Here is a 15,823-nt window from a genome sequence, read left to right on the forward strand (position 1 = left end):
TTCGTCGTGCACTTGGGGGTGGCGCCTGCTGCCTCCCCGCACCAGCATTGGAGAGAAACTTCCTGTCGGGAAGTAGGCACTTGGAAGTGCGTAACCCACCCATCGGTGAGAGGTGCGATCAGTGACGACGATGAAGGCGGCCCAGAAGAGGGCTCAGGCCAAGGTTGAGTACAACGCCTTCCTCGCAGAATGCCCCAGCCGGCAACTGCTCGACCGCATCTCGGACAAGTGGGTCGTCCTGATCCTGTGTGCGCTGGGCGGCGACCACAACCCTGGACCCCCCGGTGCAGCACACGCAGACGCTCCAAAGGCGATGCGTTACTCCGAGATCTCTCGCCTTCTGGCGGGGGTCAGTCAGAAGATGCTGACCCAGACGCTACGGTCGCTGGAACGCGATGGTCTGCTCACCCGCACCGTGACGCCAACCGTCCCCGTCACCGTCTCCTACGAGCTGACCGGCCTCGGCCTCTCGCTCCATCACATGACGCGTGGGCTCAGAAACTGGGCGCAGACACACATGGCCGAGGTCCTCGCAAACCGCGAGAACTGCGACGCTCGCACGTCCTGATCGAACCGTCCAACCGTTCTATATTGCCGGGATCGCTCTCTCTGTGGACTACAAACACGCACATAGTGGTTGATATACATGTGGCAGGGGACGTCAATCCGAGGGGTCAATTCGGTTCTGGATAAGGATCGAGACCATCCCGAAAGCGATGGTGCCCGACCAGGTAGCGGTGGCCCTCATGGTTCCAGCGTCGTCGGCCGTGGCTCCCCTCGCATCCGGGAGGGAAGCCACGGCCGCGTGAGGGCAGGGGGCTTGGTCAGCGGCGGCGGAGTTCCTCAGCCCAGTGCCCGAGCTGGTCTTCGAGGACCAGGTTGTCGCCGCGGGCCACGGTCTGGAGCAGCTGAGCGCACACGGCCGCTCGGCGGCGAGGCCAGCCGGGCTGCCGAGCACAGGGAAGGCGTCGCGGACGCGGGCGGCGGTGTCCGGCTGGAGCAGCGAGTAGGCGTACAGCGTGGCGGCGTCGAATCCCTCCGGAGCCTGCCTCCATCCCTCCCAGCCCGGCAGGCACAGCGGCGACGTGAGTTTCGCCCAGTGCACATCCGCATGGGCTGTTGTCCAGCAGGAGACGGCCGGTGCGGGGATGCCCACGAACTCGGGGACGGCCCGCTCCATGTACTGCTGCCGTACGGCGACGCGGTCGGTGCGGACGGCCGACACCTTCTCCAGTGTCCCGGCGAGGTCGTTCCACCAGGAGTCAGGCAACGGGAGTTCGTGCTGGAGGATCGGGTCGTCGGACAGCACCCGCTCATCGACGCGCACCGACAGCTCCGCCCGGTAGGCGGTGGTGTCGTCGACGGCGTCGTGGACGGCCAGGAGGACGGGCCGGTGCCCGTCGAGGTCGCCGAAGGCGTGCTGGGCATCGAGGGCGCCGTCCCACGACTTCCCCGACGTTTTGTTCTCCGGCGCGGACACCAGGCGCAGCCACACGGGCGTGCCCGTAGCGGTGCGGGTTCGCGGCACCCAGGGTGCGCCCGGCCCAGCCCCAGAACTCCGCTCCCGGCTCCACCTGGACGTCCAGGGCCTTCGCGGTGTGCGCGTGGTGGGCACGCATGCGCTGTTCGGTATCCGGGATGCTCCTACGGCTGTCAAGCCGCTGGGGCCAGGCCGGCTTGAATGATTCGTTCGGTTGGTGTGCTGGTCAGGGTCCTGTAGACCTCACAGGCGACGAATCGCTGAGGCAGCGCATGATGTCCTTCACCGGTCCCGCATCTGGAAAACCGTCACCGGCATGCCCAACCCCGCCTGAACGAGAGGGACCATCAGGCCCGGCCACACCCTCAGCACACCTCAACGACCAGCCACACCAACAACCTGGCGGCGCCTTGCTGGTTCATGGTTCTCCTTGTCACGACTTGCTCTGGTGGGCGTGGACCTCAACGAACTCGACGAGGACGCCGCCAAAGGATTTCGGGTGGGCGAACGCGATGAGGTGACCTCCGCCTCCGGTGCGGGGCTCGGGGTCGACGAAGTCGATGCCGTGCTCGCGGAGCTCGGTCATCGTTGCTGCAATGTCGTCGACTTCGAGGGCGATGTGGTGCAACCCGGGGCCACGACGGTCCAGGGACCGTTTCACGACACCGTCGCTGGTCGCCTCCAGCCCTTGAAGAGAGCAGTTGCCGACGTCGATCATGCGCTCCGTGAACCCGGAAGCCTGTTCAATGTTGACCACATGCAGGCCGAGCACGCGCTGGAACGTCTCGACGAGACTGGCGCCCTGGCCCTCAGCGAACGCAACGTGGTGAAGGCCAAGGACTCGAGTGGAGTTGAGCACGTCAGATGGCCTTTCGGTCGAATGGTTCGGCGAGGGCCGACGGTACGCGTGCGTGACCGACGAGGCCGGCCAAGGCGGCGAGGCTGAGCAGGTAGGGCAGTGCCAGCCACAGCTGCGCCGGAACGGTCAGGTGGACACCAAAGACCGCGATGCCGGCGATGGCGACCGCACCGATGATCGGGGGTGCGGTCTTCATCGGCACGAAGCCGCGGCGGCGGGTGGAGATGAGCGCGAGGACGAGCACGATTGCGGCGAGGACGTACCAGACGCTCCCGGGTACCGACGACGCGCTCTGAAGGCGCAGTTGGAGTGCGTCCGCGGCACCGAAGAGCATCGCGGCGAGAACTGTGCCGCGTGGTGTCCACTTGCCGAAGACGACCGCCGCGAGCGCGAGGAACCCTCGCCCGCCGGTCATGCCTTCGATGAAGATGCCGACCTGGACGACAGTGAGGAACGCGCCGGCGAGACCAGCGAGTGCACCCGCGGTGAGAACGGCCGAATATCTGACGATGTTGACGTTGATGCCGGCGGTCTCGACCGCTTCGGGAAGTTCGCCGGATCCGCGGACTGCGAGCCCCCACCTGCTTCGGTACAAGGCCCACGCGATCGCAGGAATCAACAGGTAGGCCAGGTAGGTGACGACTGACTGGTCGAACAGGGGTTTGCCGACGACTGGGAGGTGCGAAAGGCCGGGGATGGCAACCGGTCCCATCCGGTCGATCGAGACCTGGCCGCGGTCCGGGAACAGTTCGCGGTTGAGGAAGATGGCGACGCCGGCACCAATGAGGTTGATTCCGACACCGACCACGATCTGGTCTGCCCGGAACGTCACCGACAACACAGCCATGACCAGTGCGAGCGAGATGCCCCCGGACATGCCGGCGACCAGACCGAGCCATGACGAGCCAGTCCGCTCGACCGCAAGGAATCCGAAGAATGCTCCGAAGAGCATCATGCCTTCGAGGCCGACGTTCATAACGCCTGCGCGCTGGGATACGAGTTCGCCGAGCGCGGGAAGCAGGATCGGCACAGCGAGCGCCAGAGCGGCACCCAGAAGTGCTGCGTCGAATGGGCTCATCTCAGATCACCTCTGCCGTAACGAGCTTGGCCGTCGGCGGCTTGGTTGCGTCGACCCGGCGCGCTTGGGATTTCTGCAACAGGAACGTCGAACCGGCAACCAAGACGATGACCAAACCCTGAGTCACCATGACCAGCCCAGTAGGGACACCTACGCGAGCCTCCATCAGGCCGCCGCCCTGCTTGAGGAACGCGAACAGCAGTGCGGCGGGCACGCACCCCATGGGACTGTTGCGAGCGAGCAGGGCAACCACGATGCCCTCGAACCCGTAGTTCGCCGAGAAGTTGTCGGCCATGTTGCCTGCCGGGCTGGACGAGATGAGCGAAGACCCCGCGAGCCCTGCGAGACCTCCCGAAGCAACCATTGCGAGCGCGGCGACCTTCGTCGTCGAGATGCCGGAGTAGGACGCGAAGTCCTTGTTGGCGCCGGTGAGGCGGAGCCGGTAGCCGACCCTGGTGCTGGAGAGCACCCAGGCAACCACGATGGTGGCGAGCGGTACGAGGATGATGTCCCAGCGCAGGTTGAGGGACTCGATGATGGGCCAGCGAGCCGAGTTCGCGATCGGCGCCGTCTGCCCCAGGGTGTGGCTCGGTTCCTCCAATGGCCCGGTCACCAGCCAGCTTATGATCTGGATCATCACGAAGTTCAGCAGCAGCGTCGAGATGATCTCGTTCACCTGCCGCTTCGCCCACAGCCAGGCGGCAATTCCAGCCCATACGGCACCACCGACGACGCCGCCGACGACCAGCAGCGCCAGGTGCATCACGGCCGGCAGTCCCGTGACCTTCAGGCCGATGACGGCGGCAAATGCGCCACCAGCGAGGATCTGGCCCTCGAGGCCGACGTTGACCCGTCGCACTGAGAATGCCAGGACCCACCCGAGCGAGGCCAGGGTCAGCGGCACCGATTTGGCGAGCATGGCGCCGAACTGGGTCTGGCTGCCGAAGCTCGCGTCGATCATCGCGTCGATCGCGTCGACAGGTGACTTGTCGGCCGCAGCAACAATCGCCATCGACGCGACCAGTGCGACAACGACCGCAGCAGCCGAGATGGCTATGGAGGTCAATGCATCCCGAGTTCGCGGGCTCATGCCGGCACCTCATCGGTGTGGGTGATCATCAGGCGTCCGATGCGTTCGACGCTCGCTTCGGCGGCGTCGAGGACGGCGACGATGCGGCCGCGCGCCATGACGGCGATACGGTCGGAGAGCGTGAGGAGCTCCTCCATCTCGGAGGAGACGAGGAGGGTTGCACCACCTGCGGCCCGGTGTGCGTTCAGTTCGCTGTACACGTACTCCATCGCGCCGACATCGAGTCCGCGGGTCGGCTGGGAGGCGATGACCAGGCGCGGGTGGCGGCTGAGTTCGCGAGCGATGACAACCTTCTGCTGATTGCCGCCGGACAGCTGCCGCATGCGCACGCCGGTATGAGGAACGCGGATGTCGTACTCGGCGACCAGCTGCTGATGCCGCTCCTGTATGGCACGACGCCTGCGGAGTCCGCGGTGGAAGAGGCTCGGGTTGTTGAGTTCCTTGACGAGCAGGTTCTCAGACACCGAAAGCGAGAGGGCGATGGCGTTACGGTGGCGGTCTTCGGGGATGACCGCGACTCCGTGAGCCGCGAGCTCGGCGGGTGTCGAGCGGCCAACTTCGTGGCCGGCGAAGACCACGGTCCCCGAGTTGGCGTGACGGAAACCGCAGGCGACGTCCACAAGATGGGACTGGCCGTTTCCTTCGATGCCGGCGATTCCGAGGATCTCGCCGTCGCGGACTTCGAGAGAGACATTCTGGAGGCGCAGCCGGCCGTCGCGGTCGGTGACGGACACGTCGGTGAATGTGAGGGCGGGCGCGCCGAGTTCGGGAGGCCGGCGGTCCTGCCGGAGGCGTACTTCGCGGCCCACCATCATCTGGATGACGTCGTCAGGCGTGGTTTCGCCGGTGGGCACAGTCCCGATAAGTCGTCCGTCGCGAAGGACGGTGCAGCGGTCGGCGACGCTGAAGACTTCGTCGAGCTTGTGGGTGATGAGCACAATCGTACGGCCCGCATCCGCCAATGAGCGCAGCACCTTGGAAAGGTGCTGCCATTCGCTCTTCGTGAGCACTGCGGTCGGCTCGTCGAATATGAGGATCTCAGTTTCCGTATAGAGCAGCTTGAGGATCTCGACGCGCTGGCGTTCGCCGATGGACAGGTCCTCCACCAACGCATCGGGGTCCACTCCGAACTGGTAGGCATCTGCGAGTTCACGAATTCGGCTTCGCACCCGGTCGAGGTCGGAGCCGGCAGCGAGCTTGCCTTGGACGCCGAGGGCTACGTTCTCGGCAACGGTCATGTCCGGAACGAGCATGAAGTGCTGGTGGACCATGCCGATGCCCAGGCTCTGGGCATCGCGTGGGCGGCGAATCCTCACATCCTGCCCCCGCACGCGGATTGATCCCGCGTCCGCCGATGCCACGCCCCCCACGATCTTCATCAGGGTGGTCTTGCCGGCGCCGTTCTCACCCAACAGTGCGAGCACCTCACCCTCAAAAACCTGGAGGCTGACGTTATTGTTGGCGACGACACCGGGGTAGGCCTTGTGGATTCCCACGAGCTCAAGGCAGGTCGTGCGGCGATGGTCAACGGCGGATGCGGGATCGGACATGGGTCAGCCACCCTCCGGCATCGTGATCTGGCCCGAGTTGATCTTCTTGGTGACCTGATCCGCCACAGACTGGAACGCCGTGCTGTTCGGGCACATAGTCAGCTTCTGGATCTTCGGTTCCTCTAGGGCATACTTCTTCGTGCCTGCGGGCAGCTTCTTGGCGGAGTAGTCGTTGAGGATGGTCTCCACGAGCTGCTGGTTGTTCTGGTAGTCGTACCCAATGATCTGGTTGCCCTCGTTGCACCGGTCGGTCGTCGGATTGAAGACCTTGACGTCCTTGCCGGAATCCTTAATGGCTTGCAGGACGCCCGGGAGGCCGGCGTCAACGAAGGCGTAGATGACGTCGACACCGTCGGCGATCTGGGCGGCTGCGGCCTGCTTGGCCTTGGCAGCATCGCTGAAGTCGCCGACGGTCACGTGCGAGTACTTGATGTCGGCCCGCTTGGCCTTGGCGCCGGCCTCGAAGTCGATGTCGGACTGGCTGGTCGGCGGGATAGCTGCTCCGCCGATGAAGCCGACCGCACCGGTCTTGGACACCTGGGCTGCGATGACACCGGCGACGTAGGCGGGCACGCCCTGGAGCATCTGGTAGGCGTGCAGGTTGGAGATACCGTCCTGGACGACACCACTCATGACGAATGTGGTGTCGGGGTGCTGCGGCGCGACGCTGTTGGCGCCGGCGACGAGGGCGCTGCCGCCGCCGATGACCAGGTCGTTGTCAGCAGCAAGGTTGTTGAGCGCGTCGGCTATGTCAGACGGGTCGGTCAGGTTGTCGACCACCGAAACCTTGAGGTTGAGCTTCTTCTCGAGCGCCTGAACTCCTTCGAGGTACGTCTGGTAAAACGCACCGTCGTTGCGGGGGCCCGCGAGTGCCACACCGACCTTGACGGCGCCACTGTCGGACGACTTGCTGTCGGAGCTGCCGCAGGCGGCGGTTCCGGCCAGGGTCAGGGTCGCGACTGTCGTGGCTGCGACCAGGAAGCGAACTCTCACCTGACATCTCCTTTTCTCCAATGCCGAGGACGGTTCTCGGTAGGGCGTGGGATGGCTCAGAGAACTGGCCAGGCGGGGACCGGGTCGATCCCGATCTCCTTCAGCACGCGTCGGTCGATGGCTTCGACGTCTTCACGCAGGGCCAGCTCATCAACCTTCGTCAGCTGCTTGTTGTCGAGGACGACCTCGCCTGCGATCAGGACGGTGTGGACCGAGTGGCCGGTGGCGCCGTAGACGAGGTTCGCGATCGGGTTGTGCAGCGGCCGCCAGTCAAAGTCCTCGGCCGCGAAGATGGTGATGTCGGCTTCCATGCCGACCTCAATGCCACCGACAACGTCGTCCCACCCGAGCGCACGGGAGCCATTGATGGTGCCCATCTCCACTGCCTGCTCGGCCGAGACCGCGTTCGGGTCCTGCCGAGCATCACGCGGAAGCAGCGCCGCGAGGTAGATCGCCCGCGTGATGTCTTGGTGGTTGGAGCAGTTCTCGGCGTCGGTGCCGAGCATGACCCGGACGCCGGCGTCCAGGAGCTCGGGCCACTTGCCGAAGTGCGTGGTGCCCTTGGCGAGCTTCAGGGCCGTGCTCGGGTTCTTGGAGATGCGGGCGCCACTGTCGGCGATGAGCTCCACTTCCCAGTCGGCAACGCTGGTGACATGGTTCATGAAGACTCGCTCGTTGAGGGCGCCGATCTTGTGCATGTGCTCGATGGGTCGGTGTCCGTATGCCTTCAACTCAAGCGCGACCTCACGCTCGCTGGTTGACTTGTGGAGGACCATCAGGGACTCGGCCTCAAGGGCGAGGTTCGCTGCGGCGACGGTGAGCTCGTCCGAGCAGGTTCCGACACCCTCGATGGTGACTGCGTCCCGGATTCGGGGGTTCTTGAACCTCCTGACGGTCTCGACGCCCCACTCAAGACGCTTGGCCGCTTCTGGGGCGGTGAACCGAAGCCAGTCTGGGAGGTCCGTGTCGCCGGCGGAGCCGGCCTGGTCCCAGGTCCAGGGTCCGATGCGACAACGCATGCCGGAGGTGGCGACGGCTTCGAGGACGGCCTCGAGGTGGTTGCAGCCCGGCTCCTCGAAGCTGGTCGTGCCGAAGCGGACCATCTCGGCCGTTGCGTGCAGCGCGTAGGTGTGCATGTCCTCCTCAGTGAGCCGGGAGAACGACGGGTAGATGAATCGGCGGAGTGCCTCCAGGGTGGTGCCGCCTTCGGGCATCGCGCCCTTCGCGCAACACAGCAGGTGACGGTGGCCGTTCGACATGCCGGGGATGGTGACCTTGTTCGAGCCGTCAATAGTCTTGCGGCCGCAGTACTGGCTTGCGAGGTCCTCGCGGCGGCCTACGGCCACGATCTTGGTGTCGTCGACGGCGACGAATCCGTCGCGGTAGATCTTTCGGGTCCCGTCGACCGTCACAACCCAGCCGCCGTCGACGACGACGTCGACCTGCTTCGGAATAGCATTGTTCTCGGGCAGCACGCTCAACTCCACCCTTCTCAGATTTTATATCTGATATTCAATGCGCCGACGCTAACCGTGGCTCTCGCCACGGTCAATAGGTTGGGACAGGTCTCTTCAGATGACGCACTGGAAGGCCCATCTTCAAAGATCATCGGCTGATGGACCATGGTGGGGTGATACGTCGTCATGAACTCAGTGACCGGGAGCGGGAGTTGCTCGCTCCGCCGATATCTCGGGTTGCGACAACGGGCCGTACCCGCGTTGCGGACCGGCAGGTCATCAACGGGATGGTCTACAGGATCCGGACCAGGATCTCCTGGCGTGACCCGCCGGAACGCTACGGCCTGCGAACGACTGTCCACACCGGCCGCTCCGCCGCGACGCCCTCGGCGGCGTTGTCACTCGAGCCCTGCAGCTGGCGTCCTCGCGTCGGGGTGCACTACATACGGCGCAAAGAAGACTCGAGATGGGGACTGATTCAAGGGCGGGTGGCGCGACGGCCAGGATGCACCCAACTCAGGAACGGGTAGGTACTGGACAGGCTGTTGTGCGCCCGGGTGATCAACAACACCAGTGGAGTGCAGGTGACTGTCGCGGTGCGGCTCGGTCAGCGCTTGATCTCGTCGCCGACGAAGCTCTCGAGCTGGTCGCTCATCACCGACATCACATGAGCGCGCATGTACTTCTCAGCCGCTGCCGGGTCCTGGCGGACGATGGCAGTGCAGATCTTCTGGTGCTCGGAGAGGGAGTGCTCGATCCGGCCCGGGATGTCGACCGTGAGGCGCCCGATGCGGCGCTGATGCCCCTCCAGGTCATAGATGATGTCGTTGATCCACTTGTTGTCCGACTGGGAGTAGATCAAGCCGTCGAAGTGCTCGAACAATGCGATCACGTCTTCAACCTTGCCGTTGTCGATGGCCGCGCGACTGTCTCGCACGTTGCGTTGGAGCGCTTCGCACAGATCGTCGTTGCGCGACGATGCCGCGCGTGCGGCGCATCGACCCTCGACCAATTCGCGGACCTCGTACAGCTCTCGGAGATCTCGCCGACTGTAGCCGGCGACGATCGCGCCGCGGTAAGGGAACAGTTCGACGAAGCGGTCCTTCTGCAGACGTACGAACGCCTCACGGACCGGAGTCTTGCTGACGCCGAGCGACTTGGAGATGTCGATCTCCCGGAGTGCCGCCCCCACCTCGAAGTCACCGTTGATGATCGCGCGCCGCAGGTACTCGTAGACGCGGTCCTTCAGTTGCACGTGCTGGATCTCAGCGGTGGCCGGTGATTCAGCAGTCACTCTCTGTACCTCGCTCCACGGTGATGGTGCGGCGTGCGTCACGCCGCAGGATGGCGTAACCGACTTACCTTCGTAAGTAGCATACGATATTCCAAAATCGGAGCGCGTGTCGCGGACTCTGCCGGATCTTGCAAGTCCGCGCGGTCAGGCCTTCAGGACGAGTTCGCCGTCAACCAGGACCGGTCGACCGTCGAGCTCCAACGTCGCGTGCTGCATCACGCAGTCCAAATGGGCCACCGCATCGACGGCTCCCCCGTACGCGATCGAATTCCCGAACGCGATGTGGGCGCTCCCAAGCGTCGCTTCGGTCTCCATCGGGACGCCGCACACTCGTCCGTTCGGATTGAGACCCATCGACACCTCGGCCAGGTTCGACATGCGTGTGTCACCGCAGCGGCCGATCATCTCCAGCAGTCGGGCGGACTCGTCGCCCTCGGCGCCCTTGAACTCACCGTGCTCGATGTGAAGGGCGACGGGCTCGGAGATCGGTCCCTGTCCCATGAACAGGAAGTCGCCGTCGATGACCGCGACACCGCTGGTGCTGCCCTCGACCGGCGCCGTTCCGGACTCGACGTCAGGTGGGCACATGTACGCGCCGCGATCTCTCGCGATGCCGAACAGAGCACGGCCATCCCGGCCTCGAACCGAACCGGACAGGTCGGTGCCCGCCGGCGTCGTCAGGCGGTAGACATCGGCACGGGCCCAGGCGGTCGCGAGCGCCTCGGTGACGGCCTTCAACTCGTCGAAGTCGACGTCGAGTGGTCCTTCCAGACGGAACGTATCCTTGACGACCCCCGGCATGCAGAGATAGCGCGTGCCGCCGGCGGTTGCGTTCTGGCGTGCCTGACTCGACCCGATGAAGGTCGAGGTGAGCTCGATGGCAGCCGTCGCGCCTTGAAGAATTCGGGCTACCGCGGTGGGTGGTTCGCTGCCGGGAACGACGTAGCGCGGCATGCGGGTGATGACTGGGACACAGCCTCGGTCATCGAGGCCGCGCACCAGGCCCTCGACCACCGCAGTGTCGGTTTCGTCGTCGATGAGGAGGATGACCTCCTCCGGCCTACGAACCCCGAGACACTGGTCGAGGACCGTGGAAAGAGTCTGTTCAGGAAGCATTCTTCACCTTGGAGACCTCGTTGAAGGTCCTCTTGAAGTTGTGCATCGTCTTGAACCGGTCGTCGCCGAGCGGGAAGACGGAGATGCAGTCGACGCCGAGTTCCATCATGTTCTTGATGTGCTGGCGTGCGCGTTCGGGACCGCCGGCCAGGGCCATCCGGTGGACGAAGTCGTCGGGGAGCAACTTGGCGGCTTCTTCGGCCTCTTGGAACTCACCGCCCTCGTACATCTTGCGGACCTTCTCAACCAGCTCGGCGGAGAGACCGGCCATCTCGCAGTAGCCCGGGGCGGTCTGTGGGAACCAGGCTGCGATGGTGCGACCGGCCGCGAACGCTGCCTCTTCGTTGTCGTCGATGGCGCCATAGGCGAAGACGGTGATCTTGGGCCGCTCGCTCTTGCCAGCGGCGTCGACACCGCGGTCGATGTGGTTCAGCGCCCATTGCAGGCCTTCGGGGTGAAGGCCTGCGAGCAGGATGACGCCGTCGGCGACTCGGCCCGCGAGCTCAAGGGTCTTCGGGCCGCTGCAGGAGATGTAGATCGGCACCTGACGCTCGGCCGGCGCACGCATGTGGGCGTCGTCGAGCTTGAAGCCGGTGCCCTCCATGGTGACGTGTTTACCGGTCCAGAGCTGACGGATCGCGTCGATGGATGACTCGAGGCGCGCGAGGGTCGCGGGTTTTGAGCCGAGCGCGAGGAGGGGACGGTCGCCTGCACCGATACCGAGGCGGAAGCGACCTTGGCTGACGTCGTCGATCGTGGTCGCGGCGGTCGCGGTGACGGCCGGGTGACGTGTGATCGGGTTCGTGACCGCGGTGCCCAGCTGCAGACGACTGCTGCGACATGCTGCGAGCGTCAGGTAGGAGTAGACGTACCGAGCGTGAAGGGACGAGTCCGTGAGCCACAGTTCATCGAAGCCGGACTGTTCGATCTCCTCGACCACGTTCTCGAAATCAACTGGGGAGTCGACCGGCTGCAGCGCAACGCCACTAAGCATGGGGTTTTCCTCCTATCCGATGGTCAAGCTGACCACTTGATGATGGTGCGAACAAGTGCGTACAGGCCGAAGTTGATCGCGTTGGGATCGATCCACTCGTCTTCGGTGTGGGTGCCGTCGCCGTAGGTAATGCCCAGAGTCACGGCGGGGATACCGACCGAGTACGCGACGTTGGCGTCGGTGCTGGCGGCAGTGAAGCGGGCTGTCAGTCCGACTTCGGCGAGTGCCTCCGCCGACGCAATTACGAGCTCGTGGTCAGCGGCGATCCGACCTGCGGGCCGCGATCCGAGCTGCTCGATATCGACCTTGGTGCCCTCGTAGCCGGCGGTGAGGACTGCCTCAGCCTTGGTAACCAGCTCGGCGAGCGCATCGGGGTCTTCGGAGCGCAGGTCGAGGTCGAAGCTGGCGTTGATGGCACGGGAATTGATCGACTCGCCGCCGCTGAGAATGCCGACGTTGCGTGAGGTCTTGGCGGTGTGGTCGATCTGGATCTGCTCGATGGCGTGCACCATCTCGGCCGCAGTGTGAACCGCGCTCGGCGCAGTCGACTCCTCCCAGGCGTGCCCGCCCTGGCTGGTGAGCCTCACTCGGCGCCGTTCAGAGCCGACCCCGATGGTGTTCACCCGGCCAAGATAGTTGCCCTCCAAGGCGATGAAGGTGCCGACCCCGACCGGCGGGTGTGCCAGGGCGTCCCGGGCGCCGGCGAGGTCGCCAAGGCCCTCCTCGCCAACGGTCGCGACGATCCAGACCGGGAGCGCGACCTCAGCAGGAAGCAGCTCGTTGAGGACGGAGAGAGCTGCCACCGCGACGGTGTCGTCTCCACAGCCCGGACCGACAACCCGGCCTTCTGCGTCGTAGCGGAGGCCATGGTGGACGTCGCGGCTGAAGACGGTGTCGAGGTGGGCGGCCACGACGATGGCCGGTCCGAAACCGCCGCTACCGGGGCGGACTTGAGCCCAGAGGTTGCCGACGGCGCGCTGAGTCGCAGTCAGGCCATCGGACTCCCACCACTGTCGGACACGGCGAATTCGGTCGATCTCGTCCAGTGGGGGCGCCGGGATCTTGGAGAGCTCGAACGTCCGCTCAAGTACGGTGGGCGCCTGCTTCTCGCAGGCGGCGAGAAGGTCTCGATCGGGCTTGCGTGCTGCCTTGGCCATCGTCAGGGCCTCTTGAGGACATGAAGCTCGGCCAGGACCTGGTCGGTGTGCTCGCCAAGGCGCGGTGCCGGACCGGGGAAGGGAAGCGGGCCGTCGATCTGGACCGGGGCACCGATGATCTTCTGACCGCCGGGGTTCGCGGGGTCGACCTGGACCTGACCGAGAGCCTCGACCTGGGCAGAGGCGAGGACCTGTCCGAGGTCGCGGACCTCTGCCGCGGGAACGCCGAACTCGGAGAGCTTGGCTATCCAGTACGTCCGGTTGTGCCTGACGAAGCGAAGCTCGAGCTCGGCGATGAGGTCTTCAAGGTGGCCTACGCGGTCGGCATTGGTCGTGAACCGGGAGTCTTCGAGCAGTTCGCGAGCTTCGATGGCTTCGCACAGCCGGTGCCACAGGTCCTCGCTGCCCGCGCCGGCGAGGACGACGTGCCCGTCACTGGCTCGGTAAGCGCCGTAGGGCGCAAAAGTCGGCGAGTGACTGCCGATCCGCCCAGGCACGTCTCCGTTGACGAAGTAGGCCGGGGCGATACTGCTGAAAGTCGAGACCGCGAACTCAAGCAGCGAGGAGCTGACGACCGCACCAGTGCCGTCGTTGGCGGTCCGCCGGTAGAGGGCAGCGACGATGCCCAGAGCGCAGGAGACGGCGCTGCCGATGTCGAGGACGGGGACGCCGACCTTGACCGGGCCGCTGTCGGGTTCACCGGTGACACTCATCAGGCCGCCTTCGGCCTGGAGGATGAGATCGAAGCCGCCGCGCCCCGCGTCGGCCCCGTGCTGGCCATAGCCGGAGATGGAGCCGTACACAATGTTCGGGTAGCGCGCGGTGACGCTTGCCGAGTCAAGGCCCAGCTTCTTCAGCGACCCTGGTCGCCCATTCTCGATGAAGACGTCGGCTGTGGCGAGGAGCGCCTCGAGTGCGGACAGCCCGTCGACCGAGCGGAGGTCCAGCATGACGGAGCGCTTACCGACGTTGAGCGCGGTGAACAGGGCGCTTTCCCCGTCGACGAATGCGGTGCCCTGATTGCGGTACGGGTCACCCTCGGTCGGGACCTCGACCTTGATGACGTCGGCGCCGAGCATCGCCAGGAGCGTGCCGGTGTAGGCACCGGAAACGAACCTGGTCAGGTCGATGACGCGGATGCCTTCGAGGGGACGAGTCATGTTCACCATGGCAGCGGCTCCCGGTACACGCCGAAGACGTCACGCATGGTGTCGGCGATCTCGCCGAGCGTGGCGCCGACACGGCCGGCCTGCATGATGTGCGGCATGCTGTTCGTGTTCTTCACGAGCGAGTCGCGGAGTGCCGCCAGAGCATCGGCCACCTTGTTCTCATCACGCGATGCAAGCCGCTCAGCGAGACGCTCACGCTGCCGGTCGGCCGCGGTCGCGTCGATCTCGAACAGCGGCGGCGCGACCTCGTCGTCGTCCACGTACTTGTTGACGCCGACCTTGATGCGTTCGCCGGACTGGACCTCACGCTCGTACCGGTAGGCCGACTCGGCGACCCAACGCTGCGGTATGCCCTTGGCGAGCATCTCCACCAGGCCACCGCCGTCCTCGACCTTCTTCACCAGGTCCCAGGCGCGTGCCTCCAGCTCGTCGGTGAGGGCCTCGACAAAGTAGGAGCCGGCGAGCGGGTCGATGACCTTCGCTACACCGGACTCGTGCGCGATGATCTGCTGTGTCCGGAGCGCGAGCCGCACCGATTCCTCGGTCGGGATCTCAAGGGCTTCGTCGTAACCCATCACGTGGATCGACTGCGCACCCCCGAGGACCGCAGCGAGGCACTGGAGGGTGGACCGGACGACGTTGTTCAGCGGTTGCTGCGCGGTCAAAGTTGCACCGGAGCATCCGGAGAAGAATCGTAGGCGAGCCGAGTTCTCCTTCTTCGCCCCGAACCGAGTGGTGGCCAGGTGATGCCACATCCGGCGGGCCGCCCGGACCTTCGACGTCTCCTCGAACAGGTCGAGCTGGCTGGAGAAGTGGAACGAGAGCCGCGGCGCGAAGAAGTCGAAGTCGAGGCCCCGGGCCAGGAACGCCTCGGTGTAAGCGATGGCCGAGGCCATTGTCAGGCCAACTTCCTGGATGGCGTCGCAGCCGGCTTCTCGGGCGTGGTACCCGGTGATGGAGATTCCGTTGAACCGAGGCAGGTGCTCGGAGGCGTACTCGACGACGTCGGCGACGAGCCGGATGGAGTGCTGGGGCGGGTAGATGAACGTCTTCCTCGCCAGGAACTCCTTGAGGATGTCGTTCTGAAGGGTGCCGGCGACGTCCTCCATGCGTGCGCCCTGTCGCTCAGCGGCGACCAGGTAGAACGCGAGGATGATGGGCGCGGTGCCGTTGATGGTGAAGTTGACCGACAGCTTGTCTATAGGGAGTCCGTCGAAGACGGTCTCCATGTCCTCGACGGTGTCGATCGCGACGCCGACTCGGCCGACCTCGGCGGAGACCTGCTCGTCGCTGGAGTCGTAGCCGAGCTGGGTGGGGAGGTCGAACGCCACCGACAGCGCGGTCTGCCCCTGGGAGAGCAGGTACCGGTAACGCTCATTGGTGTCCTCGGCCGACCCGTAGCCGGCGTACTGCCGCATACTCCACAGACGCTCGCGGTACATCGTCGGATACGGACCCCGGGTGTAGGGCGCCTGCCCCGGAAGCCCGAGCCGGTCCTCGAGTCCGGGTGCGACCGAGCTCGCGAAGTAGATCGGGTCGACCGGGATGCCGGAGTCGGTGGTGACGATGTTGTCCTCGTCGTTCAT

15 protein-coding genes are annotated in these 15,823 nt (G+C 65.3%); 2 read left to right on the forward strand and 13 right to left on the reverse strand.

The genetic code is table 11. From position 1 onward, the window contains the following. The first annotated feature begins 130 nt into the window (after positions 1-130). On the forward strand, positions 131-568 hold the full coding sequence (locus tag ACWEKM_RS08970) for a winged helix-turn-helix transcriptional regulator (protein ID WP_451620533.1): 438 nt from the start codon (positions 131-133) through the stop codon (positions 566-568). 93 nt (positions 569-661) lie between these two features. Here ACWEKM_RS08970 and ACWEKM_RS08975 read toward each other — a convergent pair whose 3' ends face one another. The 7 genes from ACWEKM_RS08975 to ACWEKM_RS09005 form a co-directional block, all read right to left on the reverse strand. Beyond that, on the reverse strand, positions 662-1,495 hold the full coding sequence (locus ACWEKM_RS08975) for a hypothetical protein (protein ID WP_451620477.1): 834 nt from the start codon (positions 1,493-1,495) through the stop codon (positions 662-664). A 418-nt stretch (positions 1,496-1,913) separates the two neighbouring features. Further along, positions 1,914-2,339 carry a VOC family protein gene (locus tag ACWEKM_RS08980; protein WP_451620478.1) on the reverse strand — a complete coding sequence of 142 codons (426 nt, stop codon included), beginning with the start codon at positions 2,337-2,339 and terminating at the stop codon, positions 1,914-1,916. Between the two features lies 1 nt (position 2,340). Further along, positions 2,341-3,417 (reverse strand): ABC transporter permease, encoded by a 1,077-nt coding sequence (locus ACWEKM_RS08985; RefSeq protein ID WP_451620479.1) that lies wholly within the window; start codon positions 3,415-3,417, stop codon positions 2,341-2,343. A 1-nt stretch (position 3,418) separates the two neighbouring features. Then, a complete protein-coding gene (locus tag ACWEKM_RS08990) occupies positions 3,419-4,507 on the reverse strand; it encodes an ABC transporter permease (protein WP_451620480.1) in 1,089 nt (362 codons plus the stop codon). Continuing rightward, entirely contained in the window at positions 4,504-6,057 is a 1,554-nt protein-coding gene (locus ACWEKM_RS08995) for an ABC transporter ATP-binding protein (RefSeq protein ID WP_451620481.1), read from the reverse strand. The genes ACWEKM_RS08990 and ACWEKM_RS08995 overlap by 4 nt, the downstream gene beginning before the upstream one ends. A 3-nt stretch (positions 6,058-6,060) precedes the next feature. Next, positions 6,061-7,050 carry a BMP family ABC transporter substrate-binding protein gene (locus ACWEKM_RS09000; protein ID WP_451620482.1) on the reverse strand — a complete coding sequence of 330 codons (990 nt, stop codon included), beginning with the start codon at positions 7,048-7,050 and terminating at the stop codon, positions 6,061-6,063. A gap of 56 nt (positions 7,051-7,106) precedes the next feature. Then, positions 7,107-8,525 (reverse strand): amidohydrolase family protein, encoded by a 1,419-nt coding sequence (locus ACWEKM_RS09005; RefSeq protein ID WP_451620534.1) that lies wholly within the window; start codon positions 8,523-8,525, stop codon positions 7,107-7,109. A gap of 140 nt (positions 8,526-8,665) precedes the next feature. On the opposite strand from ACWEKM_RS09005, the gene ACWEKM_RS09010 reads away from it, so the two are divergent. After that, complete coding sequence (locus ACWEKM_RS09010; protein WP_451620483.1) at positions 8,666-9,037, forward strand: transposase; 372 nt, start codon at positions 8,666-8,668, stop codon at positions 9,035-9,037. A 77-nt stretch (positions 9,038-9,114) separates the two neighbouring features. On the opposite strand, the gene ACWEKM_RS09015 is transcribed toward ACWEKM_RS09010, so the two are convergent. The 6 genes from ACWEKM_RS09015 to ACWEKM_RS09040 all read right to left on the reverse strand — a co-directional run bounded on the left by ACWEKM_RS09015 (position 9,115) and on the right by ACWEKM_RS09040 (position 15,823). Next, positions 9,115-9,801, reverse strand: coding sequence for a GntR family transcriptional regulator (locus tag ACWEKM_RS09015; RefSeq protein WP_451620484.1), 687 nt, complete (start codon positions 9,799-9,801; stop codon positions 9,115-9,117). Between the two features lie 144 nt (positions 9,802-9,945). Beyond that, complete coding sequence (locus ACWEKM_RS09020) at positions 9,946-10,815, reverse strand: hypothetical protein (RefSeq protein ID WP_451620485.1); 870 nt, start codon at positions 10,813-10,815, stop codon at positions 9,946-9,948. 91 nt (positions 10,816-10,906) lie between these two features. Continuing rightward, positions 10,907-11,911, reverse strand: coding sequence for an LLM class flavin-dependent oxidoreductase (locus tag ACWEKM_RS09025; protein WP_451620486.1), 1,005 nt, complete (start codon positions 11,909-11,911; stop codon positions 10,907-10,909). 23 nt (positions 11,912-11,934) lie between these two features. Next, positions 11,935-13,068 carry a M20/M25/M40 family metallo-hydrolase gene (locus ACWEKM_RS09030; protein ID WP_451620487.1) on the reverse strand — a complete coding sequence of 378 codons (1,134 nt, stop codon included), beginning with the start codon at positions 13,066-13,068 and terminating at the stop codon, positions 11,935-11,937. A gap of 2 nt (positions 13,069-13,070) precedes the next feature. Beyond that, positions 13,071-14,228: a CaiB/BaiF CoA transferase family protein gene (locus ACWEKM_RS09035; RefSeq protein WP_451620488.1), complete on the reverse strand. Its 1,158-nt coding sequence runs from the start codon at positions 14,226-14,228 to the stop codon at positions 13,071-13,073. Between the two features lie 2 nt (positions 14,229-14,230). Next, a complete protein-coding gene (locus tag ACWEKM_RS09040) occupies positions 14,231-15,823 on the reverse strand; it encodes an acyl-CoA mutase large subunit family protein (protein ID WP_451620489.1) in 1,593 nt (530 codons plus the stop codon).

The organism is Streptomyces sp. NPDC004752 (assembly GCF_053601275.1).

What these genes read in the sequence shown, in the direction of transcription:
- ACWEKM_RS09010 (WP_451620483.1), top strand. Translation starts at nt 8,666, where the DNA reads ATGGACCATGGTGGGGTGATACGTCGTCATGAACTCAGTGACCGGGAG.
- ACWEKM_RS08995 (WP_451620481.1), bottom strand. Translation starts at nt 6,057, where the DNA reads ATGTCCGATCCCGCATCCGCCGTTGACCATCGCCGCACGACCTGCCTT.
- ACWEKM_RS09030 (WP_451620487.1), bottom strand. Translation starts at nt 13,068, where the DNA reads ATGGCCAAGGCAGCACGCAAGCCCGATCGAGACCTTCTCGCCGCCTGC.
- ACWEKM_RS08985 (WP_451620479.1), bottom strand. Translation starts at nt 3,417, where the DNA reads ATGAGCCCATTCGACGCAGCACTTCTGGGTGCCGCTCTGGCGCTCGCT.
- ACWEKM_RS09035 (WP_451620488.1), bottom strand. Translation starts at nt 14,228, where the DNA reads ATGACTCGTCCCCTCGAAGGCATCCGCGTCATCGACCTGACCAGGTTC.
- ACWEKM_RS09040 (WP_451620489.1), bottom strand. Translation starts at nt 15,823, where the DNA reads ATGAACGACGAGGACAACATCGTCACCACCGACTCCGGCATCCCGGTC.
- ACWEKM_RS09025 (WP_451620486.1), bottom strand. Translation starts at nt 11,911, where the DNA reads ATGCTTAGTGGCGTTGCGCTGCAGCCGGTCGACTCCCCAGTTGATTTC.
- ACWEKM_RS08990 (WP_451620480.1), bottom strand. Translation starts at nt 4,507, where the DNA reads ATGAGCCCGCGAACTCGGGATGCATTGACCTCCATAGCCATCTCGGCT.
- ACWEKM_RS08970 (WP_451620533.1), top strand. Translation starts at nt 131, where the DNA reads ATGAAGGCGGCCCAGAAGAGGGCTCAGGCCAAGGTTGAGTACAACGCC.